The organism is Candidatus Pelagibacter sp. Uisw_101 (assembly GCF_047727615.1).
Classification (GTDB): Bacteria; Pseudomonadota; Alphaproteobacteria; order Pelagibacterales; family Pelagibacteraceae; genus Pelagibacter.
Window position 1 is genome coordinate 265,656 of sequence record NZ_CP159821.1, and the last position, 21,602, is coordinate 287,257.

Annotated in this window: 26 protein-coding genes; 19 read left to right on the forward strand and 7 right to left on the reverse strand. The window is 30.5% G+C overall.

Going from position 1 to position 21,602, the window contains the following annotated elements:
• Positions 1-16: 16 nt before the first annotated feature.
• Genes fdhD through ABXT48_RS01390 form a run of 3 tightly spaced genes read right to left on the reverse strand, consistent with a single transcriptional unit; the run spans position 17 to position 1,839 of the window.
• Complete coding sequence (fdhD, locus tag ABXT48_RS01380) at positions 17-859, reverse strand: formate dehydrogenase accessory sulfurtransferase FdhD (protein ID WP_415286706.1); 843 nt, start codon at positions 857-859, stop codon at positions 17-19.
• A gap of 45 nt (positions 860-904) precedes the next feature.
• A complete protein-coding gene (locus ABXT48_RS01385; RefSeq protein ID WP_415286707.1) occupies positions 905-1,390 on the reverse strand; it encodes an HPP family protein in 486 nt (161 codons plus the stop codon).
• A 29-nt stretch (positions 1,391-1,419) separates the two neighbouring features.
• On the reverse strand, positions 1,420-1,839 hold the full coding sequence (locus ABXT48_RS01390; RefSeq protein WP_415303065.1) for an iron-sulfur cluster assembly scaffold protein: 420 nt from the start codon (positions 1,837-1,839) through the stop codon (positions 1,420-1,422).
• 43 nt (positions 1,840-1,882) lie between these two features.
• Between ABXT48_RS01390 and ABXT48_RS01395 the strand changes: the two genes are divergently transcribed.
• The 16 genes from ABXT48_RS01395 (at position 1,883) to ABXT48_RS01470 (ending at position 15,253) form a co-directional block, all read left to right on the forward strand.
• Complete coding sequence (locus tag ABXT48_RS01395; protein WP_415303066.1) at positions 1,883-2,494, forward strand: molybdenum cofactor guanylyltransferase; 612 nt, start codon at positions 1,883-1,885, stop codon at positions 2,492-2,494.
• A 1-nt stretch (position 2,495) separates the two neighbouring features.
• Positions 2,496-3,743 (forward strand): molybdopterin molybdotransferase MoeA, encoded by a 1,248-nt coding sequence (locus ABXT48_RS01400; RefSeq protein WP_415286710.1) that lies wholly within the window; start codon positions 2,496-2,498, stop codon positions 3,741-3,743.
• Between the two features lie 48 nt (positions 3,744-3,791).
• Positions 3,792-4,697, forward strand: a complete 906-nt coding sequence (locus ABXT48_RS01405) for a DMT family transporter (RefSeq protein WP_415278598.1) — start codon at positions 3,792-3,794, stop codon at positions 4,695-4,697.
• 5 nt (positions 4,698-4,702) lie between these two features.
• Positions 4,703-5,920, forward strand: coding sequence for an aminopeptidase P family protein (locus ABXT48_RS01410; RefSeq protein ID WP_415286711.1), 1,218 nt, complete (start codon positions 4,703-4,705; stop codon positions 5,918-5,920).
• Between the two features lie 3 nt (positions 5,921-5,923).
• Positions 5,924-7,039, forward strand: coding sequence for a serine/threonine protein kinase (locus ABXT48_RS01415; RefSeq protein ID WP_415286712.1), 1,116 nt, complete (start codon positions 5,924-5,926; stop codon positions 7,037-7,039).
• Between the two features lie 5 nt (positions 7,040-7,044).
• Positions 7,045-8,100, forward strand: a complete 1,056-nt coding sequence (locus ABXT48_RS01420; RefSeq protein ID WP_415286713.1) for a threonine aldolase family protein — start codon at positions 7,045-7,047, stop codon at positions 8,098-8,100.
• A gap of 74 nt (positions 8,101-8,174) precedes the next feature.
• Positions 8,175-9,080 carry an aminotransferase class IV gene (locus ABXT48_RS01425; protein ID WP_415303068.1) on the forward strand — a complete coding sequence of 302 codons (906 nt, stop codon included), beginning with the start codon at positions 8,175-8,177 and terminating at the stop codon, positions 9,078-9,080.
• Positions 9,081-9,083: 3 nt separating this feature from the next.
• The gene (locus ABXT48_RS01430; RefSeq protein WP_415286715.1) at positions 9,084-9,950 is read left to right on the forward strand and encodes a heparin lyase I family protein; all 867 of its coding nucleotides are present in this window, start codon (positions 9,084-9,086) and stop codon (positions 9,948-9,950) included.
• A gap of 398 nt (positions 9,951-10,348) precedes the next feature.
• Positions 10,349-10,837: a type IV pilin protein gene (locus ABXT48_RS01435; RefSeq protein WP_415286716.1), complete on the forward strand. Its 489-nt coding sequence runs from the start codon at positions 10,349-10,351 to the stop codon at positions 10,835-10,837.
• On the forward strand, positions 10,837-11,361 hold the full coding sequence (locus ABXT48_RS01440) for a type IV pilin protein (protein WP_415286717.1): 525 nt from the start codon (positions 10,837-10,839) through the stop codon (positions 11,359-11,361). The genes ABXT48_RS01435 and ABXT48_RS01440 overlap by 1 nt, the downstream gene beginning before the upstream one ends.
• A gap of 5 nt (positions 11,362-11,366) precedes the next feature.
• Positions 11,367-11,906, forward strand: a complete 540-nt coding sequence (locus tag ABXT48_RS01445) for a type IV pilin protein (protein WP_415287123.1) — start codon at positions 11,367-11,369, stop codon at positions 11,904-11,906.
• Complete coding sequence (locus ABXT48_RS01450; RefSeq protein ID WP_415303070.1) at positions 11,903-12,517, forward strand: type II secretion system protein; 615 nt, start codon at positions 11,903-11,905, stop codon at positions 12,515-12,517. The genes ABXT48_RS01445 and ABXT48_RS01450 overlap by 4 nt, the downstream gene beginning before the upstream one ends.
• Before the next feature lie 11 nt (positions 12,518-12,528).
• Positions 12,529-13,077 carry a type II secretion system protein gene (locus ABXT48_RS01455; protein WP_415286719.1) on the forward strand — a complete coding sequence of 183 codons (549 nt, stop codon included), beginning with the start codon at positions 12,529-12,531 and terminating at the stop codon, positions 13,075-13,077.
• The gene (locus ABXT48_RS01460) at positions 13,078-13,677 is read left to right on the forward strand and encodes a pilin (protein WP_415303072.1); all 600 of its coding nucleotides are present in this window, start codon (positions 13,078-13,080) and stop codon (positions 13,675-13,677) included.
• Positions 13,677-13,838 (forward strand): type IV pilin protein, encoded by a 162-nt coding sequence (locus ABXT48_RS01465; RefSeq protein ID WP_415303073.1) that lies wholly within the window; start codon positions 13,677-13,679, stop codon positions 13,836-13,838. The genes ABXT48_RS01460 and ABXT48_RS01465 overlap by 1 nt, the downstream gene beginning before the upstream one ends.
• Before the next feature lie 101 nt (positions 13,839-13,939).
• A complete protein-coding gene (locus ABXT48_RS01470) occupies positions 13,940-15,253 on the forward strand; it encodes a hypothetical protein (protein WP_415303075.1) in 1,314 nt (437 codons plus the stop codon).
• A gap of 145 nt (positions 15,254-15,398) precedes the next feature.
• Here ABXT48_RS01470 and ABXT48_RS01475 read toward each other — a convergent pair whose 3' ends face one another.
• From ABXT48_RS01475 to ABXT48_RS01485, 3 genes are all read right to left on the reverse strand, one after another.
• Positions 15,399-15,626, reverse strand: a complete 228-nt coding sequence (locus tag ABXT48_RS01475) for a hypothetical protein (RefSeq protein ID WP_415272123.1) — start codon at positions 15,624-15,626, stop codon at positions 15,399-15,401.
• Positions 15,627-15,698: 72 nt separating this feature from the next.
• A complete protein-coding gene (locus ABXT48_RS01480) occupies positions 15,699-17,732 on the reverse strand; it encodes an SHOCT domain-containing protein (protein ID WP_415286721.1) in 2,034 nt (677 codons plus the stop codon).
• Positions 17,733-17,981: 249 nt separating this feature from the next.
• Positions 17,982-18,467, reverse strand: coding sequence for a YajQ family cyclic di-GMP-binding protein (locus ABXT48_RS01485; protein ID WP_415286722.1), 486 nt, complete (start codon positions 18,465-18,467; stop codon positions 17,982-17,984).
• Positions 18,468-18,598: 131 nt separating this feature from the next.
• Between ABXT48_RS01485 and ABXT48_RS01490 the strand changes: the two genes are divergently transcribed.
• From ABXT48_RS01490 to ABXT48_RS01500, 3 genes are read left to right on the forward strand one after another with little or no spacing between them, the layout of a single operon-like run.
• Entirely contained in the window at positions 18,599-18,805 is a 207-nt protein-coding gene (locus ABXT48_RS01490; RefSeq protein WP_415278607.1) for a SlyX family protein, read from the forward strand.
• A gap of 10 nt (positions 18,806-18,815) precedes the next feature.
• Positions 18,816-19,055, forward strand: a complete 240-nt coding sequence (locus ABXT48_RS01495; protein WP_415286723.1) for a hypothetical protein — start codon at positions 18,816-18,818, stop codon at positions 19,053-19,055.
• A 20-nt stretch (positions 19,056-19,075) separates the two neighbouring features.
• Positions 19,076-20,257: an NAD(P)/FAD-dependent oxidoreductase gene (locus ABXT48_RS01500; RefSeq protein ID WP_415286724.1), complete on the forward strand. Its 1,182-nt coding sequence runs from the start codon at positions 19,076-19,078 to the stop codon at positions 20,255-20,257.
• On the opposite strand, the gene ABXT48_RS01505 is transcribed toward ABXT48_RS01500, so the two are convergent.
• Positions 20,254-21,555 (reverse strand): MFS transporter, encoded by a 1,302-nt coding sequence (locus tag ABXT48_RS01505; RefSeq protein ID WP_415286725.1) that lies wholly within the window; start codon positions 21,553-21,555, stop codon positions 20,254-20,256. The two genes, ABXT48_RS01500 and ABXT48_RS01505, sit on opposite strands and share 4 nt — an antisense overlap.
• Positions 21,556-21,602 lie beyond the last annotated feature (47 nt).

Consider the following 21,602-nt stretch of genomic DNA (forward strand, 5'->3'; position numbering starts at 1 on the left):
ACCCTTTTAAAATTTTTTAATTTTTTATTATAATTCTCTCATTATTACTATAAATATTAAAGCTATCCTCTTTTACAAAACCAACTAATGTCATGTCAAACTTATTGGCTAAATCTATAGCGAGACTGGTTGGCGCACCTACGCCAATCAAGACACCTATATTTGCCATGAGTGCTTTTTGAACAAGGTCAAAGTTGAGCCTTCCAGAACAGGTTAGAAATTGAGAACTATTATCAAGTAAATTTTCTTTTAAGACAAATCCAATTAGCTTGTCCAAAGCATTATGTCTTCCTACATCCTCTTTTAAGGCAATAATTTCTCCACTCGCATTAAATAGCCCACTAGCATGAATGCCGCCAGTCTTTGAAAATTCAGATTGGTTTTGTCTTAACATATCTGGAGATTTCATTATAATTTCATGATGTATTTTAGGGATAGATTTTAATATTTTATCTTTCTTAATAATTTCTAAAGATTCAAGAGATGTTTTTCCACACACCCCACATGAGGAATTAGTCAAAAAATTTCTTTTAATTTTATCAATGTCTATATTCTCTGAATTATTTATTGTAATAATAACTTTATTTTGTAATTTATATTGCCCAACAGGCTCGCCACTTGCTTCAATATTTTCTATATAGCTAATTTTTTCAATTACTCTTTCATTAAAAAGAAAGCCAGTAACTAAATTTTCATCATCTCCAGGCGTTCTCATCGTAATAGATATAGTATTTTCTATCCAATTTTTTTTATCTTTATATTTGAGTATTATTTCAAGTGGTTCTTCAATGGATATTTGATCATTAACCTCTTTCAAATTATTAGATCTAAATTTTGTGACTTTATAATTAGAATTCATTTAGTTAGTATATTTAAACTGGCTAAATTTGAAACAACGAAAAGATTAGCTTTTCCAACTACTTGGGTAGTTTTTCTTTAATATGAAACGATTTAGAATAACCGCATAAACAATTATTATTATAGAACCAAAAATAATTGGGTTTAGTAAAAAATCATATGAAACTGCACCAAGTATTATAACAATAGGATTTCCACCTGCAGGTGGATGAGTTACACCAAGCAGTATCATTATAAAAATACCAAGCCCTACAGCAATAGCTATTTGTAAAAATTGATCAATGGGTAGAAATTTTAAAATTAACACACCAACTATAGATGTTACCAAGTGTCCAAAAAAAACATTTTTAGGTTGGGCAAATGGACTTTCTGGATACCCAAAAAGTAAAACCATCGAAGATCCAAATGATCCAGCTAAAAACAACCCATAGGGAGTTTCAAAACTTAGGAATGAAAGGGTACCAATTGTGATTATTGAAAATATTAAAGCATATAGAGCTCTATTAAAGTTTTCTTTTATTGTATTTATCATATTCTTTTATTTTTGTTATTAGTATTATTTTAAAGCTTTAGGGCTTTTGAAAGAGTTTTAAAAGGAAGCAATAAACATTCTTTTCTAGAAATATTTTTTGAATTCATTATTTTTTTAAAATCTTTTAAATCTTTTAAATCTTTTATATTAATTTTTCTTAATTGATCAAAATTTTCATCAAAGAAAAGCTCAGCTTTTGAAACAAAATCTGAAATTTTTTCTATTGGTACTTGCATGACCCATCTTGAAAGTAAACTAACCGAGGCTTGACAGTACACGCAAGACTTACATTGATATCCCACGTCTTGAACAATATTGTCTTTAACCATTAAACTAATTTCCATTTCATCACCACATAAAGGGTTTTTGTTCCTCGATTGATGTGTATGCTTTTTAAGCACTTTGTGGTTTTCGGTATTAGATGCAATTTCTAAAATTTCTAAGTCCATTATAATTCTTTAATTAAGAGATTAATGTTTTATATTTTGATTTATGGAAGATAACAATATTTTAGCTGTTGTGCTAGCTGGTGGAAAGTCAAAGAGATTTGGTGAAGATAAAAATCAGACAAAACTTGGTGATAAAACATTGTTAGAACACGTTTTATTAAAAATTAACCACAGATATGAGGAGATACTTATTGTCTCAAGCCACAGTATAGATACAAAAAAAATAAAAAATGTAACAATAATTCCTGATTGTTTTGATGACTTTGGACCATTAGCAGGAGTTCTGAGTGCAATGAAATGGGTTAAAGAAAATCAAAAATTATATCAGTGGATTGCAACATTTCCATCAGACACACCTTTTTTTGAAACATCAATTATTGATGAATACCAAAAAAGAATTAAACTAAAAGATAGCCTGTTGTATTTTATTAAGTCAAACAACAAAAGGCACAATATTTTTGGCCTATGGTCAATTGAATTATTAAAACCACTTGAAAATGATTTGATTAATAATAATTTTAGAAAAGTAGAGGATTGGGCAAATAAAATAGGGGTAAAAACAATTGATATTGAGCCTAAAAAATTTGATCCTTTTTTTAATATAAATACTAAAGAAGATTTAGAAGAAGCAAAAAAAATACTAAAAAAAAATTAAAATGATCACCTATAAAGAAGCTAAGAAAATCTTAATAAAATCAAAGATAAAAATTAAAGATGAAATTATTAACTCATCAAAGTCATTAAATAGGATTAATGTATTAGATATCTATTCAACAGTAAATTATCCAGCTGGAACTAATGCTGCTTTTGATGGTTTTGCAATTAATTCAAAAGATACAAGTAAGTTAAATAAAAATAATTCACAAAACTTTAAAATTTTAAAGACTATATCTGCGGGAGATAATCCGTCTTTAAAAAAGATAAATAAGTTTGAAGCTGTTGAAGTAATGACAGGTGCACTTATACCTAAAAATTTTGATACTATAATTCCAATCGAAAAAATTATTTTTAATAAAAATAGAAAATTTATCTTAATTAATGAAAAAATAAAAAATAACCAACACATCAGATGTGCTGGATCAGATTATAAAAAAAGAGACTTGATAATTAAAAAAGGGACCATAATTCAACCATCTCATGTATTAGCCTTTAAAACATTGGGCATAGTAAACATTAAAGTTAAAAAGAAGCCCAACATTTTATTTTTTTCAACAGGAAATGAAATTTCTAATAGTAAAAATATTGCTAATTGGAAAGTTAGAAACTCTAATAGTTATTATATTAAGTCTTTATCTGATAATTTTTTATTTAACTTTATAGATGGTGGAGTTTTAAGGGATAAGGATGAAAAACTTTTTCAAAAAAAAATAGAAAAAAATTTTAAATCTAAAATAGATATTATCATTACATCAGGTGCTGTATCTGCAGGTAAACATGATTTTGTTCCGCACATAATCAAAAAATTTAGTTTATCTAATTTTTTTAAAGGTGTTTTGATTAGACCTGGTAAACCAGTATTGTTTGCAAAATTCTATAAAACAGAAAAAGCTATTTTTGGGCTACCTGGTAATCCTATTTCCTCATCTGCGTGTTTTAGATTTTTTGTTTATCCGTATTTGCTTAATATTCTTGGTGTTAAGGTTGAAAAACCATTTAAAGCTAAATTAAAAAATAATTATTCAAAGAGTAAAAAGATTATTAGATTTTTAAAAGCTAAGTTAACTTCAACTAATGATGGAAAAATAGAGTTAGAGGTTTTAAAAGGTCAAGAATCTTTCAGAATTAAATCATTTGTAGAGTCAAATGTGTGGGGTCTATTCAAAGAAGGGCAATCTATATTCAAAAAAGGGGAGTTAATTGATTGTTACTCTCCAATAGGGTCAAATATTAATATCTTTAAATAGATCTCATTTTTATTGTAGTACAAAATAATTACTATTAAATATCCATCAATGCTTGAGTTAAAAAATGAAAAAATTGCAATCCCAGTAGTTTTATTAGCTGGTCTTATATGGTCCTTCGGTCCTTTGGTCGTTAGGTATATGAATGACCCAAATTTAGTTCCATGGCAATATATTTTTGCACGTGGTCTTACAATCTTTTTGATTTTAAATCTTTACCTTTTTTTTGAGGAAGGAAAAGATTTTTATAAAAATTATTTAAAAATTGGAATTTCGGGTATCATTGGTGGGACCGGTCTTGGTATTGCAATGATAACTTTCATTTATTCCATTACAAATACCAGTGCTGCTGTTACTTTGCTTTGCTTAGCTGCCATGCCTTTTTTTACAGCCTTACTAGGTTTTTTGTTTTTAAAAGAAAAAATTTCATTAAATGTTTGGGTAGCTATATTTATTGCAACGGTTGGAATAATAATAATAGCTTTGGGTAATACAGAAAAAAATTCTTTATTAGGACTAATATTTGGAATGACTTCTTCAATTGGTTTTTCTGTTTTTTCAGTAACCTTGAGATGGAATAAAGAAACACCAAAATTTACAACTGTAGCATTTGCAGGTTTATTCTGCTTTGTAGTTGCTGCAATAGTTATTTTAACTAATGATATGGTTTTTCTATCTACAAGTTATAATGGAGCATTATTTTCTGTTCATGGAACGTTAGTTTGTATGGGTTTAATTTTATATTCTATAGGATCAAAAGCTATACCAGCAGCAGAATTGACCTTGTTGTCATTAACTGAAGTTATAGGTGGTATATTTTGGGTATGGATTCCTATTTTAGGAATTAATGAAATACCTTCGACTAATACGATAATAGGAGGCTTCTTCCTTTTTATGTCTATCATTTATTATAGCCTTACAATTAAAACTAATAGACGGTTTATTGCTCTTAATTAATTAAGATGGAAAGACCAGATTTTTTTAATTTAAAAAACGGTGAGAAGGCTAAACTACCTTTCACAGATCAAGAATATCAAAGAAGATTAGCTAATTTAAGAACTGTAATGAGTAAAAATAATCTTGATATGATTATTTTAACCTCAATGCACAATATTGCTTACTATACAGGGTTTATTTATTGTTCTTTTGGTAGACCTTATGGTTGTGTTGTAACGGCTAATAAAATTTCAACAATTTCTGCAAACATAGATGCAAGTCAACCTTGGCGGAGATCTCATAGCGATAATGTAATTTACACTGATTGGAAAAGAGATAATTTTTTAAAAGCGATAGTTTCAATTATTGGAAGAGACGAACCTCCTAAGAATATTGGCATTGAAAATGATCATGTAACTTTAGATGTTAAAGAAAAACTAACTTCTATATTTATATTTTCAGTTTTTAGCGATGTTTCAAAAAATTTAATGCAACTGAGAATGATAAAATCTGATGAAGAAATAGAAATTATCAAAAATGGTGCAAGAATTGCCGATCTTGGGGGTGAGGAAATAAAAAAACATATTAAAGTAGGAGAAAGTGAGCTTGAAATTGCAATAGCAGGTAGAGATAGAATGGAGCGTGAAATTGCAAAAACTTATCCTGATGCAGAATATATGGATACATGGGTTTGGTTTCAGTCAGGATTAAATACAGATGGAGCACATAACCCAAAAACTAATAGAAAATTAAAATCAGGAGATATTCTTTCTTTAAATACTTTCCCTATGATCTCAGGGTACTACACAGCTTTAGAGAGAACTCTTTTTGTAGATAAAATAGATGATGCATCCTTAAAAGCATGGGAAGCAAATGTTAAAGTTCATAAACGAGGACTAGAGTTAATTAAACCAGGTGTAAAATGTTCTACTATCTGCCATGAGTTGAATGAGCTCTTTGCTGAGCTTGGCTACCTTCATTACCGAACATTTGGTTACGGCCATTCTTTTGGTGTCCTATCTCATTTCTATGGAAGAGAAGCAGGATTAGAGCTTCGTGAAGATATTGATACCGTATTAGAGGAAAACATGGTGGTTTCTATGGAACCAATGATCATGATACCTGATGGAAAACCAGGAGCCGGTGGATATAGAGAGCATGATATCCTAGTTATAGGAAAAGATAATGCTGAAAACATTACTAAGTTTCCTTTTGGTCCAGAACATAATATTATCAAATCATAAAATATGAGTGAAACAAAAACTATAGTTAATAGCTGGAATGAGTGGGATCCTTTAAAGCATGTTATTGTTGGTAAGGCTGATGGTACTTGTATTCCAGCACCAGAGCCAGCTTTGGATGCTAAAGTTCCAGAGGATTCTGACATGCGTGGTCAGTTTGGACCAAGAACAAAAGATACAGTTGATAAGGCAAATCAGTTGTTAGATGACTTTTCAAATATGCTAATTAAAAGAGGCATTAAAGTAGACAGACCAGATCCAATAGATTTTAATAAAAAAACATCAACTCCAGATTGGGAAGCAGACACAATGTTTGGCTGTATGCCACCAAGAGATGTTTTATTAACTGTTGGAAGTGAAATTTTAGAAGCAACGATGAGTTATAGATGTAGATGGTTCGAATATCTATGTTACAGACCTTTATTAAAAAAATATTATGATGAAGATCCTAATATGAGACATGAAGCTGCTCCTAAACCAAGATTAACTGATGCAGATTACAGAAAAGATTATTTATCAGACAAAATTGGAATTCAAAAAAGATTAGAATGGACTGAAGATAAATTTTTTGTAACTACTGAAGAGGAACCTTTATTTGATGCAGCTGATGTTTTGAGGTTTGGTAAAGATTTAGTAGTCCAACATGGTTTTACAACTAATCTTAAAGGGATTGATTGGCTTAAAAGACATTATAAAGACCATAGAGTTCATGCTGTTAATTTTCCAGGTGACCCATACCCAATTCATATTGATGCAACATTTACTCCAATTAAAGAGGGATTAATTATTAATAACCCTCAAAGAAAACTTCCAAAAGAACAAAGAAAATTATTTGAAAACAACGGATGGGAAATTATTGATAGTGCACAACCAGCACACAATGAGCCACCACCATTATGTTATTCTTCAACTTGGCTATCTATGAATGTTCTAGTATTAGATCCAAAAACTGTTTGTGTTGAAAAAAGTGAAGTTTATCAAGCTGAACAATTAGATAAACTAGGAATGGAAGTAATACCGGTTGAAATGAGAGATGCTTATGCATTTGGAGGAGGCCTTCATTGTTGTACAGCAGATGTTTACCGTGAAGGTGAGTTAAAAGATTATTTTCCAAAACAATAAAATTTATGACATCTAAAATTAAAACAAAAAGGGAGCGAGTTAAATTTGCCTCTGATAATGTAGCGGGTGCATGTCCTGAAGTTTTAGATGCAATTATCAAAGCTAATGAAGGAGACAGTACTCCATATGGTAATGATGAGTGGTCAACGAACTTACAAAATAAGTTTTCTGAAATTTTTGAAAAAGATGTGATTGTTTATCCAACTGCATCAGGTACAGCTGCTAATGCTCTAGCTTTATCAGCAATGACACCAGTTTTTGGAAGTATTTATTGCCACAAACATTCGCATATCAATACAGATGAATGTGGGGCCCCTGAATTTTATACAGGTGGTGCAAAACTTGTACCTTTAAATGGAATTAATGGAAAATTTACACCAGAAGAGTTAGCTGAAAATATTGGAGGAACTGGTATCGTACACCACACACAGCCTTCTGTAGTGAGTATTACTCAATTATGTGAAACAGGTGAAGTTTATCAGTTAGATGAAATTGCAGCCATATCTGAAACTGCTCATAAACATAATTTAAAAATGCATATGGATGGGGCAAGATTTGCTAATGCTTTAGTATCTTTAGGTGCCACTCCCGCTGAAATGACATGGAAGTCCGGAATAGATGTTTTATCTTTTGGTGCAACTAAAAATGGATGTATCGCAGCAGAAGCAATTATATTTTTTAAACCAGAATTAGTAGGCAACCTACCTTTTTTAATGAAAAGATCAGGGCATCTACTTTCAAAAATGCGTTTTGTTTCAGCTCAACTAGAGGCTTATATTTCAAATGATGTTTGGTTAAGAAATGCAAAACATGCAAACAAGATGGGGAAAAAATTAAGTGAAGGGTTAAACTCAAATCAAAATATTGAATTAGCTTATCCGACAGAAGCGAATGAAGTATTCGCTAAATTTCCAAAACCTATCATTGAGCATCTTAATTCAGAAGGTTATAAAATGAATCAAGAAGAGTTAGATGGAAAAGCAGTAAGACTTGTTGCTGCTTGGAATACTAAAGAAAGTGATGTTGATCAACTTTTAGAAACGATTTCTCAAACAAACTAGAGACATTTTTGAATGCTGAGTAAACTTCCTTCCATCACCTAGACACCTGATTAGAGGTTTGGTAGGGTTGGTTCATGAGTGATATTTTTCCAAAAGGATCGGCATGGATGAATGAGGAATTCATTCAACTTTCTGAAGCAAAAATTCCTATTTTAGATTGGGGTTTTTTAAGATCTGATGCAACATATGACATTGTCCATGTTTGGAAGGGTAGATTTTTTCAATTAGATAAACATATTGATCGTTTCTTTAAATCAACAGAAAAACTCAGAATGCCATGCGGATTTAGTCGTGAAGAAATAAAAAGAATATTAGCAGGCTGTGTTAAAAAAGCTGATCTTGAAGATTCTTATGTTGAAATGATACAAACAAGAGGAATGTCTCCAAATTTTGTTAGAGATCCTCGTAAAGCGACACCACGCTTCATGGCTTTTGCAGTACCATTCGGCTGGATACTTAGGCCAGAAGATTTTGAAAAAGGATTAGATGTATATTTGACTGATATAACAAGAATTCCTCCAAGTTCAATTGACCCAACTATTAAAAATTATCATTGGATGGATTTAGTTACGGGTATGCTTGATGCGTACGAAAAAGGACATCATACTGCTTTATTGGTAGATGAGGATAACAATATATCTGAAGGTCCAGGCTTTAATATTTTTTCTGTTGATGAAAATGGAATTAATACACCAGACCATGGAGTATTAGAAGGCATCACAAGACAAACGGTTTTTGATTTAGCAAAAGAACTAAATATTAACGTTAATAAAAAATCTATAACTATTGAAATGTTAAAATCATCTGAAGAATTATTTGCAACCTCAACAGCAGGAGGTGTAATGCCAATAACAAAAATAAGTGGGGAAAATATTAAACAAGGAACAGTAGGGGATGTTACAAGAAAAATTCACAAACTCTATTGGGACAAACATTTAGATCCTGTGTGGAGTACATCTGTAAAGGACATATTGTTATAAAAAATGAAAAAACTTTTAGGGATCATCGTTCTGGGTTTGGTGTTAATCCCAACATTGGCTTTGTCTGGAACATTTAAAGATGAAGAGGGAAAATTTGGTTTGAAAACTAAGAAGAGTGGATTTAAGTTTCATAAAAACTTTATGGATCATAATGATTATAACTTTCAATACATTAAAGATAAAACAAAAGCACGTGCTGGAAAATATTTTCAGCGATTTGAACTTAGAGATGGTGATTGTTTTAGAGATGATTTTTGGAGTGATTGTGACACTGATCGAGAAAGAGTTGAGTTTTCAACAGAACCAAGGCAGGCTCCAAAAGGAAAACAATGTTATGGATTTAGTTTAATGTTATCTAAAGATTTTTTTGATGTAGCTCCAGCCAGCACTACTTTAGGCCAAGTTCATCAAATCGGTGGTCCAACTGGTACAGCATCAGGTGGCCTAGCTTCTTTTCCACCTTTGATTCAAATTGATGCACATAAAGGATATTTGTTTTTTAATTGGCACGAACTTAGTGGTTCAGCATCAGACGTTATTGATAAATCAGTATATACTACATTAAAGCCACTAAGAAAAATGAAAGAAGTTTGGACGGATATTTCTTTTTGTTTAGATTTTAAAAATAAAAGAATAGATGCATGGGTAGATGGTATTAAAAAAGTGGAAATATTAAAATCTCCAATTTATTTTAAACCAGAAGGAATATATTTTAAGCATGGTATATATCGTAATTTAATTAGTAAGTATAAAGAACTCAAAAATCGAAAAATGCGAACTCAAGTTGTTTTTTATGATGAAGTTAGAAGAGGAAAATCAATTAAAAAAGTGGACAGAAATATCAATCCAAAACTTAAGCCTGTTGATTGATTGATTTAAAATGAAAAAGATTTTAGGGATCATGGTTCTGGGTTATAGGATTATCTGGGATAGACTAGAATAAAACTAGAATAATTTCCGAGTGAGAACAAAATGTTCTCTTGCTTAACTTGGTTTCTCTTTCAAAAAGTTAATGTAATCAACAACTTCTTGAAATTTTTCATCAGGAATATCTTTATAAGAGTTGCCAAACTTCTCTTTGACACAAAGAGTAATAGTAAAAAACTACCTTTCCCTTCTAGTCCCTTTAGTCCCCAAAACCCTTATACTTATTTAGTTATTAAAATAGACTTGGCGTTAATACAAAGCAATTTGAATGACAAAACCACAAACAAACCACAAACATTTCCGAGTGGAATAACCATCAATAAATGTGATAGCCTTAAATCATGAAGAATAAAGCCTTCACTCTAATAGAACTCCTAGTCGTTGTAGCTATTATAGGAATATTAGCAGCTGTAGGTGTCGTTGCTTATAATGGGTATACGAGTGGTACTAAGATTGCTGTAACAAAATCAATTTATACAAAGTCAATAAAATATATGCAATCAGAAATAAAATTGTGTGATTTAGGTGAAGAATCTGTAATGCAAGGATGTCTAAAGTGTAGTAAATTTAATAGTGGGAAGCCATCACCTGCTACTCAAGTTATTGTATGTATGGAAAATACATTAAAAGATATAAATGTGTTCAGTAATCCAGATTGGGCACTTAAAAAAAAACGTGCAATAAATAGTGGAAAAGATGATAGCGATGAAGCCTTAGGTAAAGTATTAATGAATTCAGTGCTTGGTACTAAAATTTTTACTTCAGTTTGTTTTAAAATCCCCTGCTCAGATACAAAAAACACAATGAACACAACTATTGATGTGAATTAATGAAACAAAATGGTTTCACCCTAATAGAACTCTTAGTAGTTGTAGCCATCATCGGTATCCTCGCTGCTGTAGGAGTGGTTGCTTATAATGGATATACGGGTGCAGCTAAAATCAACGCAGTAAAAACTAATTTTAAGATGGCAGAAAAAAAATTAACAGAAGCTTTTACGATGTGTAAATCTGGTTTGGATTTTTTTTGGTCCGATGGGCGAAATTGCCAAAATGGACCTATCAATGGAGATTCCTTGGCTTGGGGAGTATATGGTGATTTTTCAAAAAGTATTAAAGTCAATCCTTATGACTCAAACACTAAAGCAATAGAGTGGAGTCAATTAAGTGATGGTTTTGCGAATTGTCCACCAAAAAAACCTGCAAAAGGTCAAATAAAATTTAGCTATGCAAATAGTAAGAATAATTTTTGTAATATGGGTGGTGGCAATACATCTTGTGTTTATGCAAATATAGGAAAAAAAGATGGTTCTGATGATTATTTATACGCAGAGTTTAATTTCTGTGAATTTTAAATATGATGAAAAAAAATGGTTTTACATTAATAGAGCTCCTAGTCGTTGTCGCAATCATCGGTATTCTTGCTGCAGTGGGTGTGGTTGCTTATAATGGATATACAGGAGCTGCTAAGAAGAATACCACAAAAGCAAATCATGAGTTAATTATTAAATATATGCAAGCAGAGACTTTCAAATGTGAGCTTGATTCATCATTAAGTATAATGAAACATAATGGATCAAGTTTAGTTAGTTGTTCAGATCTAATTTATCCAAATGGAAATGTACCAAAAGTACAAAAAGCCGTAAAAACAATTTTTGATGCAAAGATAAAAAATGTTTATGATTTACAACTCCCAGCAATTAATTTTGGAACTAGTATAAATGGATGCTATGAAAGTGGTAGATGGCCTGGAAATTATGGTGGACAAGGTGCCCATCACGTTGGAACTGGTTGGGTAGATATTAATCAAAATAGTAACTGGAAAATGAATTTTTTTATAGAGACTTGTATTGAAACGAGTGGTTCACCAATAAAAAAACAAATAGTTTTAACAGAATGAAAACCAAAGCCTTTACCCTAATAGAACTCCTAGTCGTTGTAGCCATCATAGGTATTCTTGCTGCAGTAGGAGTTGTTGCTTATAATGGATATACTAAAAGTGCTAAAGAAAAAGTTACAGAGTCAAATTTTAACAATATTAATAAAGCTTTAGTACTAGAATTTATGAACTGTGAACTAGATAGTAGTAAATTAATCTTTAATAATCATAGTTGCAGTAATAGTAATGCACCATCAGCAAATTTAATTGGAAATTATATTACAGGTACATTAAAAATTAAAAACCCCTATGGATCATCTTTAATAAACTCAAATCCTTGCAATCAAGGCACAGTTTCAATTTCAACCCCATCTAAAGGAAATTATTCAGTTAGCAGTTTTATTAGTTCGTCAAAAAACATTGCAACACATACAATTGGAACAACTTGGACGCCAATAAAAGTTTCTGGTTCTACAACCTATAAAACCATCACTGCTAACACTAGCACTGGTTATAAAACAATCACAGCTACTGCAAATGCTTGCTATAAACAAATCACTGCTAACACTAGCGCTGGTTATAAAAAAATTACTCCAGGATCTAGCGGCTCCTATAAGCAGATTAAACCTTAACTTTAAAAAATATGAACCATAAAGCCTTCACCCTTATAGAACTTTTAGTCGTAGTAGCCATCATCGGTATTCTCGCTGCTGTAGGTGTGGTTGCTTATAATGGGTATACGGGGGCTGCAAAAGTTGCTCAAATTAAACAAAGTCATAAACAAATTTCTAGTTACATAGCATCTGAAATGATGAAATGTGAAATAGGCTTAGAAGTTGAAGCAGTAACTAACAATGAAACATATGCATATAAAAACACAATGCTTTCATGTGCTAGGATTAGTCAATTTTATGCAAAAGGAGTTTTTGATAATATTACAAATTATATTCAACAAACAAAAAATTGGAAAAATGCTTATGGAATTGAAGGCTGTCCACTTAGCAACAATTGTATTAACAAAAGTGATGCCTATCAAAATTTTATGGGGGTTCCTCCTGTGAAATGGAATGGTAATATGCATTGCTGGTGGCCAGGAAATGGAAGAGACAATCAGTCAGGACAATGTGCTTCAAGATATGGAACTGGTACAAATGATTATGTACAAACATCGTTTCCGAAAGTTGGAAGTTAAATGAAGCGTAATGGTTTCACTTTAATAGAACTCCTAGTCGTAGTAGCGATCATCGGCATCCTCGCTGCAGTAGGGGTGGTTGCTTATAACGGATATACTAAAGCAGCCAAGATAAAAGCTACATTACATCAACACTCAGTTGCTGTAAAATATACACAGTCAGTTTTATCATTATGTGAAATTGATCAGAAACAAGGATACTTTAATAAAAATAATTATTGGATAAACTACACTTGTGATTATGCCAATGGTTTAATCACTCCTCTTATACAATATTTTATTTTGAATAGTAATTTTAGAAATCCTTATAATACCAATTTGTATGGAGTTTGGTCTAGTACGATATTACCTAAAGGACAAGATCTTGAAGTAAAATATAGACCAATGGAACTTACTGGAAAACTATCACCATACTTTATTTGTTGTCATACTTTAGGACATGTCTCAATAGAACGTGTTGCGATTGCTAATGCGAAATTAAAACAATTGAATTGTGAAGGAACATGTTGTTTTGTCATTAGCACAACATACGATATTGATTCAAATGGAAATGGTATAGTTAAAACAGATACAGTTTCAGGGAGCAGTTGTACTAGATAATGGTTAAACAAAAAGCATTCACCCTAATAGAACTCCTAGTTGTTGTAGCTATCATCGGTATTCTTGCTGCAGTAGGGGTTGTTGCTTATAATGGGTATACGGGTGCTGCTAAAGTTTCTTCATCAAAAGCAAATCAAAACTTAGCATACAAAACTATTTAATCGAAGAAACTTAGAAAAAAACTAGACAATTTTCCGAGTGCTCATTAACCATCATTCCATCACCTAGACACCTGATTTAAGGTTTGGTAGGGTTTTGGTTAATGAAAAAGATTTTAGGCGTTATAGTTCTGGCTTTGTTGTTGAGTGGGAATGCTTATGCAGGTATTAATGAACCAGGAATAACGTCTATTGCAGGGTGTGATAGAGGTCTTAAATCGGTAAACAAAAAATTTATAAAAAAACATTTAAAAAAATTATCAAAAAAAAATGAAAATAGTGTTCTCTATGCCAGCTGTGATTATGAAAATTATTCCTGGGCAGTTAATAAAGGTAAAGATTTAGAAAAACTCCATAAGAAAACATATAAACAATGTACGAAATATGCCAGGAAACATACGGGTAAAGAATGTTATTTGTATGCAGTTAATGATGAAATTGTTTGGAAATACGACAAGGCTAAAGCATCAACCATAGCAAAAACTAAAATAGCTGATGCAAAAAAGTTATTAGAAAAACAAAAAGAATTAGATATGAAAAGAGGAAGATTTTTTAAAGATCAACCTGATGTTAATGATGATTATCAAATACACTTTATTTATTTAATATCCCAAGATGGTAAAGATCGTGAATGGGACATAAATGGTAAAATGCAAAAATATTTAATTGAGATGAATAAAATTATGCTACGTGAAACTGCAAAAAAATCCAAGGGTGAAGGGCAAAAATATAAATTTGATTATAGAAAAGATGGAAATTTAGATATCACTTTTGTTAGACTTTCAAAAAATTTAAAAGATTTGCACAAATATAGAAATCAAAACATAGCTCCATTTTTATGGATGAATAAATTTAATAATCCTAAAAAAATATATTACACGTTTGCTGATATGAAAAGTGTTGACGGTGGTGAAGCGGGAGTACATATGGGATCAACTTATCTTGGATCTAAGCATAATAACTCAAAGCAACAAGTAATAAAGATTACTCTGCACGAACTACATCATGCTCAAGGGGGAGGTTTTAATTGTGTTCCAGGAATGTCAAATACAAATGCACATTGGAAAAATAGAGATCAAAATAATCAATTAGGACATGGACTTGCTTTGGGAAAAACTTATATTCATGAAGAAGAGGGATGTCCTCAACTGATAGACTCCGTTTATTTAACTCCAACTTCAAAAGATCCTTATGATCCATTTAAACTTATTTGTCTTAATAAATGGGGAAAATACAACCACCCAAAATTAGTGAAAGCTAGAGAAAAGCAAGCCTCTGATTTAAGAAATGGTAAATGGAATTATACAAACGGTGGATCAGGATGCAAGTTTAGTTACTGGGATCAAATGAGTGGAATGAAATTATTTGATGATCAACAAGCTTTAAAAGCTTACAATATAAAAAAAGATAATCATTAAGTTAAATCGATAAAGATAAAAAAGAAAAATCAGTATAATGAAAAAACTATTTTCAACGATATTGGTTCTGGGTTATAGGATTATCTAGAATAAAACCAATAACAAACCAGTAACATTTCCGGGTTGGAACAAAATGTTCTCTTGCTTAACTTGGGTTCTCTTTCAAAAAGTTAATGTAATCAACAACTTCTTGAAACTTTTCATCAGGAATATCTTTATAAGAGTTGCCAAACTTCTCTTTGACACAAAGAGCAACATGGGCGTAGGGGTTTCTTCCTTTAGGGTGATTTGGATGGCTTGGTAACTGACCCAGTAAATAATCGCCAGCTTCCTGAATAATTTTCCAGAGTTTACTTGCGTTTTCTTTGTTCACACATTCACTTTTCTTGTTTTATCTCTTTCGTTACAAGTCTATTACAAGTTATCCTATAAAATCCTATAATTATTATTGTCCTAATGCATCTCTTGCAGATTCTTCAGTATAACTAGTTCCATGTTCCGCATTGTAAGCTGCTACAGCATCAGCAAAACTTGAATAACCCAATCCTTGGGCTGCAGCCTCTAAATCTGTTGCAATTCCAACTGTAGCTGCTTGAGCAATGCTGTCAGCAACTGTTTGTAAGCTTGTTCCTAATTCTCTTGCTACACTTGCCGCATCAAATGAACCAAGCTGATTTATTAAGTCAACCCCCATTGTTACGTCTCCCCAAGTTGAAGTACTATCCAAGTATTGAGAAGTTTGCCAATGATCAGCATACTCTGTTGAGGTCATATCACTTCCATATAAATCGTTTACTACATTAGTTAACTCGTCAAAATTATTTAATTCAATTCCAAAAGAACTTCCAACTAATTGACTATAATTATCTAAAGTGATGCTAAAATCTTGATTTAGAAATTCATCAATATTGAATCCACCACCTTTAGATATTTCATTAACAATTTCTTTGATACTTTCATCGATACTTTCATTAACAGTGTCCTTTAATGATTGCGTATCAATCAGGGTATTGAATGAGTTGTAAGCAAGTTGAGCTTTAATATCTTGAATATTTTCTGTTGTGAATTCAATTAAATTTCCAGATTTATCTGAAATTTCTGATGGTAATTCACCTCTCCATGAATTAGCCCAGTCTTTCATCGTCCATCTTTTCATATCATCAACATCATCAAAAGACATAGAAACCGACTTCATTTTAAAACCATTGTCTTCAATTTGATCTAAAGTTTGACTAATATCAAATCCAGAATTTTCTAAACTTAATGAAGTTTTTTCAAGCTTTAGTTTATCTTTTTTCTTTTTAAATTTATTCTTTAATGAAATTAATAATAGCGTTGATTTTTCTTCATCAGATAGACCATTTAAATCTAAATTGTTCATATTTTGTGAATACCTTTTTTTAATAAAGCTTGGTTCTAATTCTTTTATTAAAGCTTCGTTAAAATTAATTGTATTAATTACTGTTTTTAATTGTTTATTTGAACAGTTGGGGTCACATTTTTTTAAAACTTCAAGTGATTGTTCAAATAAATCATTTATAGAAATGTAAAATTTATCTGTTTCTTGATCTAAACTTGTAATGATTTTTAGAGCTTTTTTTGTTTCTTTGATATTTTTTTTTAATTCTTTTTTGAAATCTTTATTATCAATTCTCATTTCACTTTTAGTTTCTAATGTTTTTTTTAATTTTCCATAATTTTGTTTAAACTTTGTACTAAATTTTTTTAATTTTTTTTCACCATTAGAAAGTTGGTGTGTAATTTTCTTAGCTGGTTGTAAGAAATCATGCATAAAAACATACCTAGCAAGAGATTCTTCTAAACTATTATCCATATTGAGTGACAAGGAATTTCTCATTGATTTTTTTGCAACATTTAATGAATATAAAGATTTTACATCTTTTTTTGTTTTCCAAGATAATTCAGGGTAATTTTTTTTAAATTTCTCTAGGGATTTTTTTTTATCTTTTAATTGGTAATTATAAAATATTTCAAAATAAGCCATAGCTTTCATCATATTTTCTGGATATTTTTCCATCAATTTAGGTTTTTGCACAAAGGTTTCGTACATTTTCATCATAGCCTCTTTTGCCATGGACTCAGAAGAGCCTGTTATTCTAAAAAGTCCATCAGGATATTCTTTTATTTTTTTATATGTTCCTAGTTCACTAAATTCTTTCAAAGATATATAGGTTTTTGTTAAATCTTCATTATTTTTATCATTAGTAATCTCTATGGTTTTATCTTTGACCTTTTCTTTTTTTTTTATTTTCTTTTTTTTAACTATTTCTATTTTTTTTTTATTACCTTCTTTATCTTTCGTTTGTAATAGTATTGATTTAGCGCTAGAAAATTCTTCTTTTGTAATTGCCCCTTCCTTATAAAGATTATTTAAAGTAGTAAGTTCTTCAACAATATTTGCATTAGCAAAATCAAAAAAAAAAATGATTAAAAATACAAATTGAATTATTTTTCTCATTAAAAATGTTATCAAAAAACTCTAAAACTGACCATTTGTTTTATCCTTAAATGATCCAGTCTATGATCTAGTTTGTTGCTTTAATTGATGAGTCTGTGAGTAATTTATTTCTTAGGAAAGTTAAATAGCCCGCATAACTAGTGTAAGGTAGTGTGAGCTAGTGTGTTCCTCTAACTCCGTAAATAGTCACCAGCTTCCTGAATTAATCTCCACAGTTTATTTGTGTTTTCTTTATTCATCAAAGTGAGATTAATCTCTAAAGTTTACAAATTCTATTGGAAGACCAATATCAATGGCTTCTATTGCAGCTATTGCTTCTTGAAGATCATCTCTTTTTTTCCCTTCAGCTCTTAATTCTTCTCCTTGAATTTTAATCTGGATTTTAAGTTTTAGTTTTTTTATATCAGTAATAATTTTTTTAGCATTTTCTTGACTAATACCTTCCTCTAATTCACTAACTTGTCTAATAGTTGTACCTGCAGCACTTTCTGAATTTTTAATAGCTATTACTCTTGGATCTACTTTTCTTCTTATAAGATGAATTTGTAGTAATTCATTTACTTGTTTTAATTTTAATTCATCTGGCGCTAATGTGGTGATAATCTTATCTTTTCTTTCAATTGAAATTTTAAGTCCCTTAAAATCATATCGGTTTCCAATTTCTCTTAAACAATTAGCAAGAGCATTATCAAATTCTGGATAATTTATTTTACTTATTACATCAAATGAAGGCATAATTTTTAATATTCTATATAATAATGTATTTTTTAATTAGAACAATCTCTATTAGCAATATTATTACTTTAACAAAAATTACTAGGATTGACCAATTGATTTACTTTGTAAGAAGCAATAAGTTATGATTAATGGAAAACTTAGTTAAAAAGTTAGAAGAGCAGATTACTTTTCTACAGCAAGAAATGTCTCAAATGAGTAATGAGCTTTATTCTCAACAAAAAGAAATAATGAATTTAAAAAAAGAAATTTCAAATTTTAATAAGAGAATTGAAGAACTAGACGGTGGAATTGAGTCCAGTATTAATAAAGAAGATAAAAAACCACCTCATTACTAATAATTTTTAAATGAATAAAATTACTAAAGAAATAATTAATAGTATACCAGTTATAGCTTTTTGTGGACTTATTACCTCTATATTTCTAGGTTTTACAATAGAATTTTTAGAGTGGTCATTTAAATTTTTTGATTGGGATTTTAATTTTGGCAGTCTTTACTTATCACTCAATATTTTTCAAAAATTATTAGTTTTATGGTTTTTAGGAATTCCTTTATATTTTGTATATAAAAAAATACGTCGCACTTAATCTTTGTTTTATATTTAATTATGACAGAAAAATTTGATGTTATTGTGGTAGGTGCAGGCGCTGCCGGTATGATGAGTGCTATAGAAGCTGGTAAACGTGGAAGAAAAGTACTTTTAGTTGATCATGCAAAAAAGATAGGAGAAAAAATTAGAATATCGGGTGGTGGAAGATGTAATTTTACAAACATACATACTCACCCCAGTAAGTTTATATCAAGCAATCCAAAATTTGTAATATCAGCTTTAAAACAATACACACAAAATAACTTCATAGATTTAATAAAGAAACACAATATCAAATTTCATGAAAAAAAATTAGGACAACTCTTTTGTGATGAAAGTGCTCAACAAATTATAGTTATGTTACTTTTAGAGTGTGAGATGGCAAATGTAGTTTTAAAAAAAGATACAACAATTAATGATATTGATAAAAAAGATAATAAATATTTTATAGTTGTTGGTGATGATAAATATTTTTGTGAATCTTTAATCATTGCAACAGGTGGTCTATCTATTCCAAAAATTGGAGCAAGTAAATTTGGCTATGATATTGCTCAAAAATTTAATTTAAAAGTTATTGAAACATTACCTGCATTAGTTCCTTTAACCTTTAGTGAAAAAATACTTGCAATATGTAAAGAACTTACAGGGTTATCTGTTGAAGCAGTTGTTTCGTTTAAAAAGACTTTTTTTGAGGAAGGAATGTTGTTTACTCATAGAGGTTTGAGTGGACCTTCTATATTGCAAATCTCTTCTTACTGGAAAATGGGAGATGATATCAAAGTTAACTTATCACCAAAACTAGATGTAGATAAATTTTTAAATGATAGAAAAACTTCTAATCCTAAACATGATATAAATAATATAGTTTCAGAAATCCTTCCTAAACGATTAGCTCATATAATCTGTAATGAAAATAAAGTTAATGGAAATATATGCGAATTATCTAAAAAGGTATTAACTAGTTTGAGTAATTCTATAAATGCTTGGGCGATAAATCCAACCGGAACTGAAGGTTATAGAACTGCAGAAGTTACTTTGGGTGGTATTGATACTGAAGAAATTTCTTCTAAAACAATGATGTCCAATAAACATCCTGGATTATTTTTTATTGGAGAAGTTGTAGATGTTACTGGCCATTTAGGTGGTTATAATTTTCAATGGGCTTGGTCTTCTGGGTATGTGGCAGGCCAATATGCTTAAAGATTTGTAACTGGTTGAACCTCTTCAGGTTTTTTTGGTTCATCAATAGGTTCTGTTGTTGGGCTTAATTCAATTCCAGCAGGTGTAATAGATGAAGGCATAGCAACGAACTGAGAGTCTGGGTTTTCAACTGTTTGTCTAACTCTCATTCTATAGACACCAAACACACCTATTAAAGCATGAAAGAAAAGTAAAAATACAAAAAAACCATTAGAGCCAACAATATTCATAAATATTGAACAAAGGAATGGACCGCTCATAGCGCCCAAGCCAAATGTAAACTGTATACCAGCTCCAGCTGCTACAAATTTTTCTTTTGGTATATAATCATTAGTATGTGCACAAATCAAAGAGAACATTGGTAAGCTACAAATTGAAAATAAAATTAAAAAGATAAAAAACCACACTTTGCTTGTGGCAAGTTCACCTGGTAAGTACATTTGACCTGATGATACAATAGCAAGTAAAGCAAAAATAGAAGCGCCAAAAGTTGAGATGACTATTACTTTTCTCCTATCATATTTGTCAGAAAGCTTTCCAATAGGATACTGAGAGATAGCACCAGAAATTGCTAAAAGAAAAGTTACAAGTGATATTTGAAAAATAGTAAAATTCATTGATGCCGCATATACTGCTAACAATGTAAATAGTGCTGACTGGATTGTTCCATAAAAAAGAGCACTTACCATTCCAAATGGTGAAGTTTCATAAAGTTCTTTTAAAGGCATCCCTTTAATCTTTTTAAATGTAGGTGGTTTTTTTTTAGTTAAGAGAATAGGTATAAGGGCAACAGACGTAATAATTGAAACTAATATAAAAGGTTGATAATTTTCAGGTCTACTAAAGTTCAATAGAAACATTCCTACACCCATTGATCCATATAAAATAACCATATAAATCGATAAAACACTTCCTCTATTTTTATTAGTTGACCTGTCATTTAACCAGCTTTCAGCAACAGTATAAATACAAACCATACTTATTCCGGTTAAAACTCTTAAAAAAAACCAAACATAAGGATTAATAAAAACAGAATGAATCAAAATAATTAAAGATGCTAAGGATGCAAAAGCTGCAAACACTCTGATATGACCAACTCTTGATATAAGATTGGGAATTGTTGAGGCACCAATAAAGTATCCAACAAAATACCCAGACATCATAAATCCAGTTGCTGCAAGACTGAACTCTTCTTTAACAGCTCTTACACCTAGGAGTGAACTTTGAAATCCATAGGCCATCATTAAAAAGCCCATACCTAAAAACAATGCCCAAGAATTCTTTAAAACTTTATTCATAAAATTGACCGTACTTATTTGCGATCTAAATGTAAATCAAGTCTTAA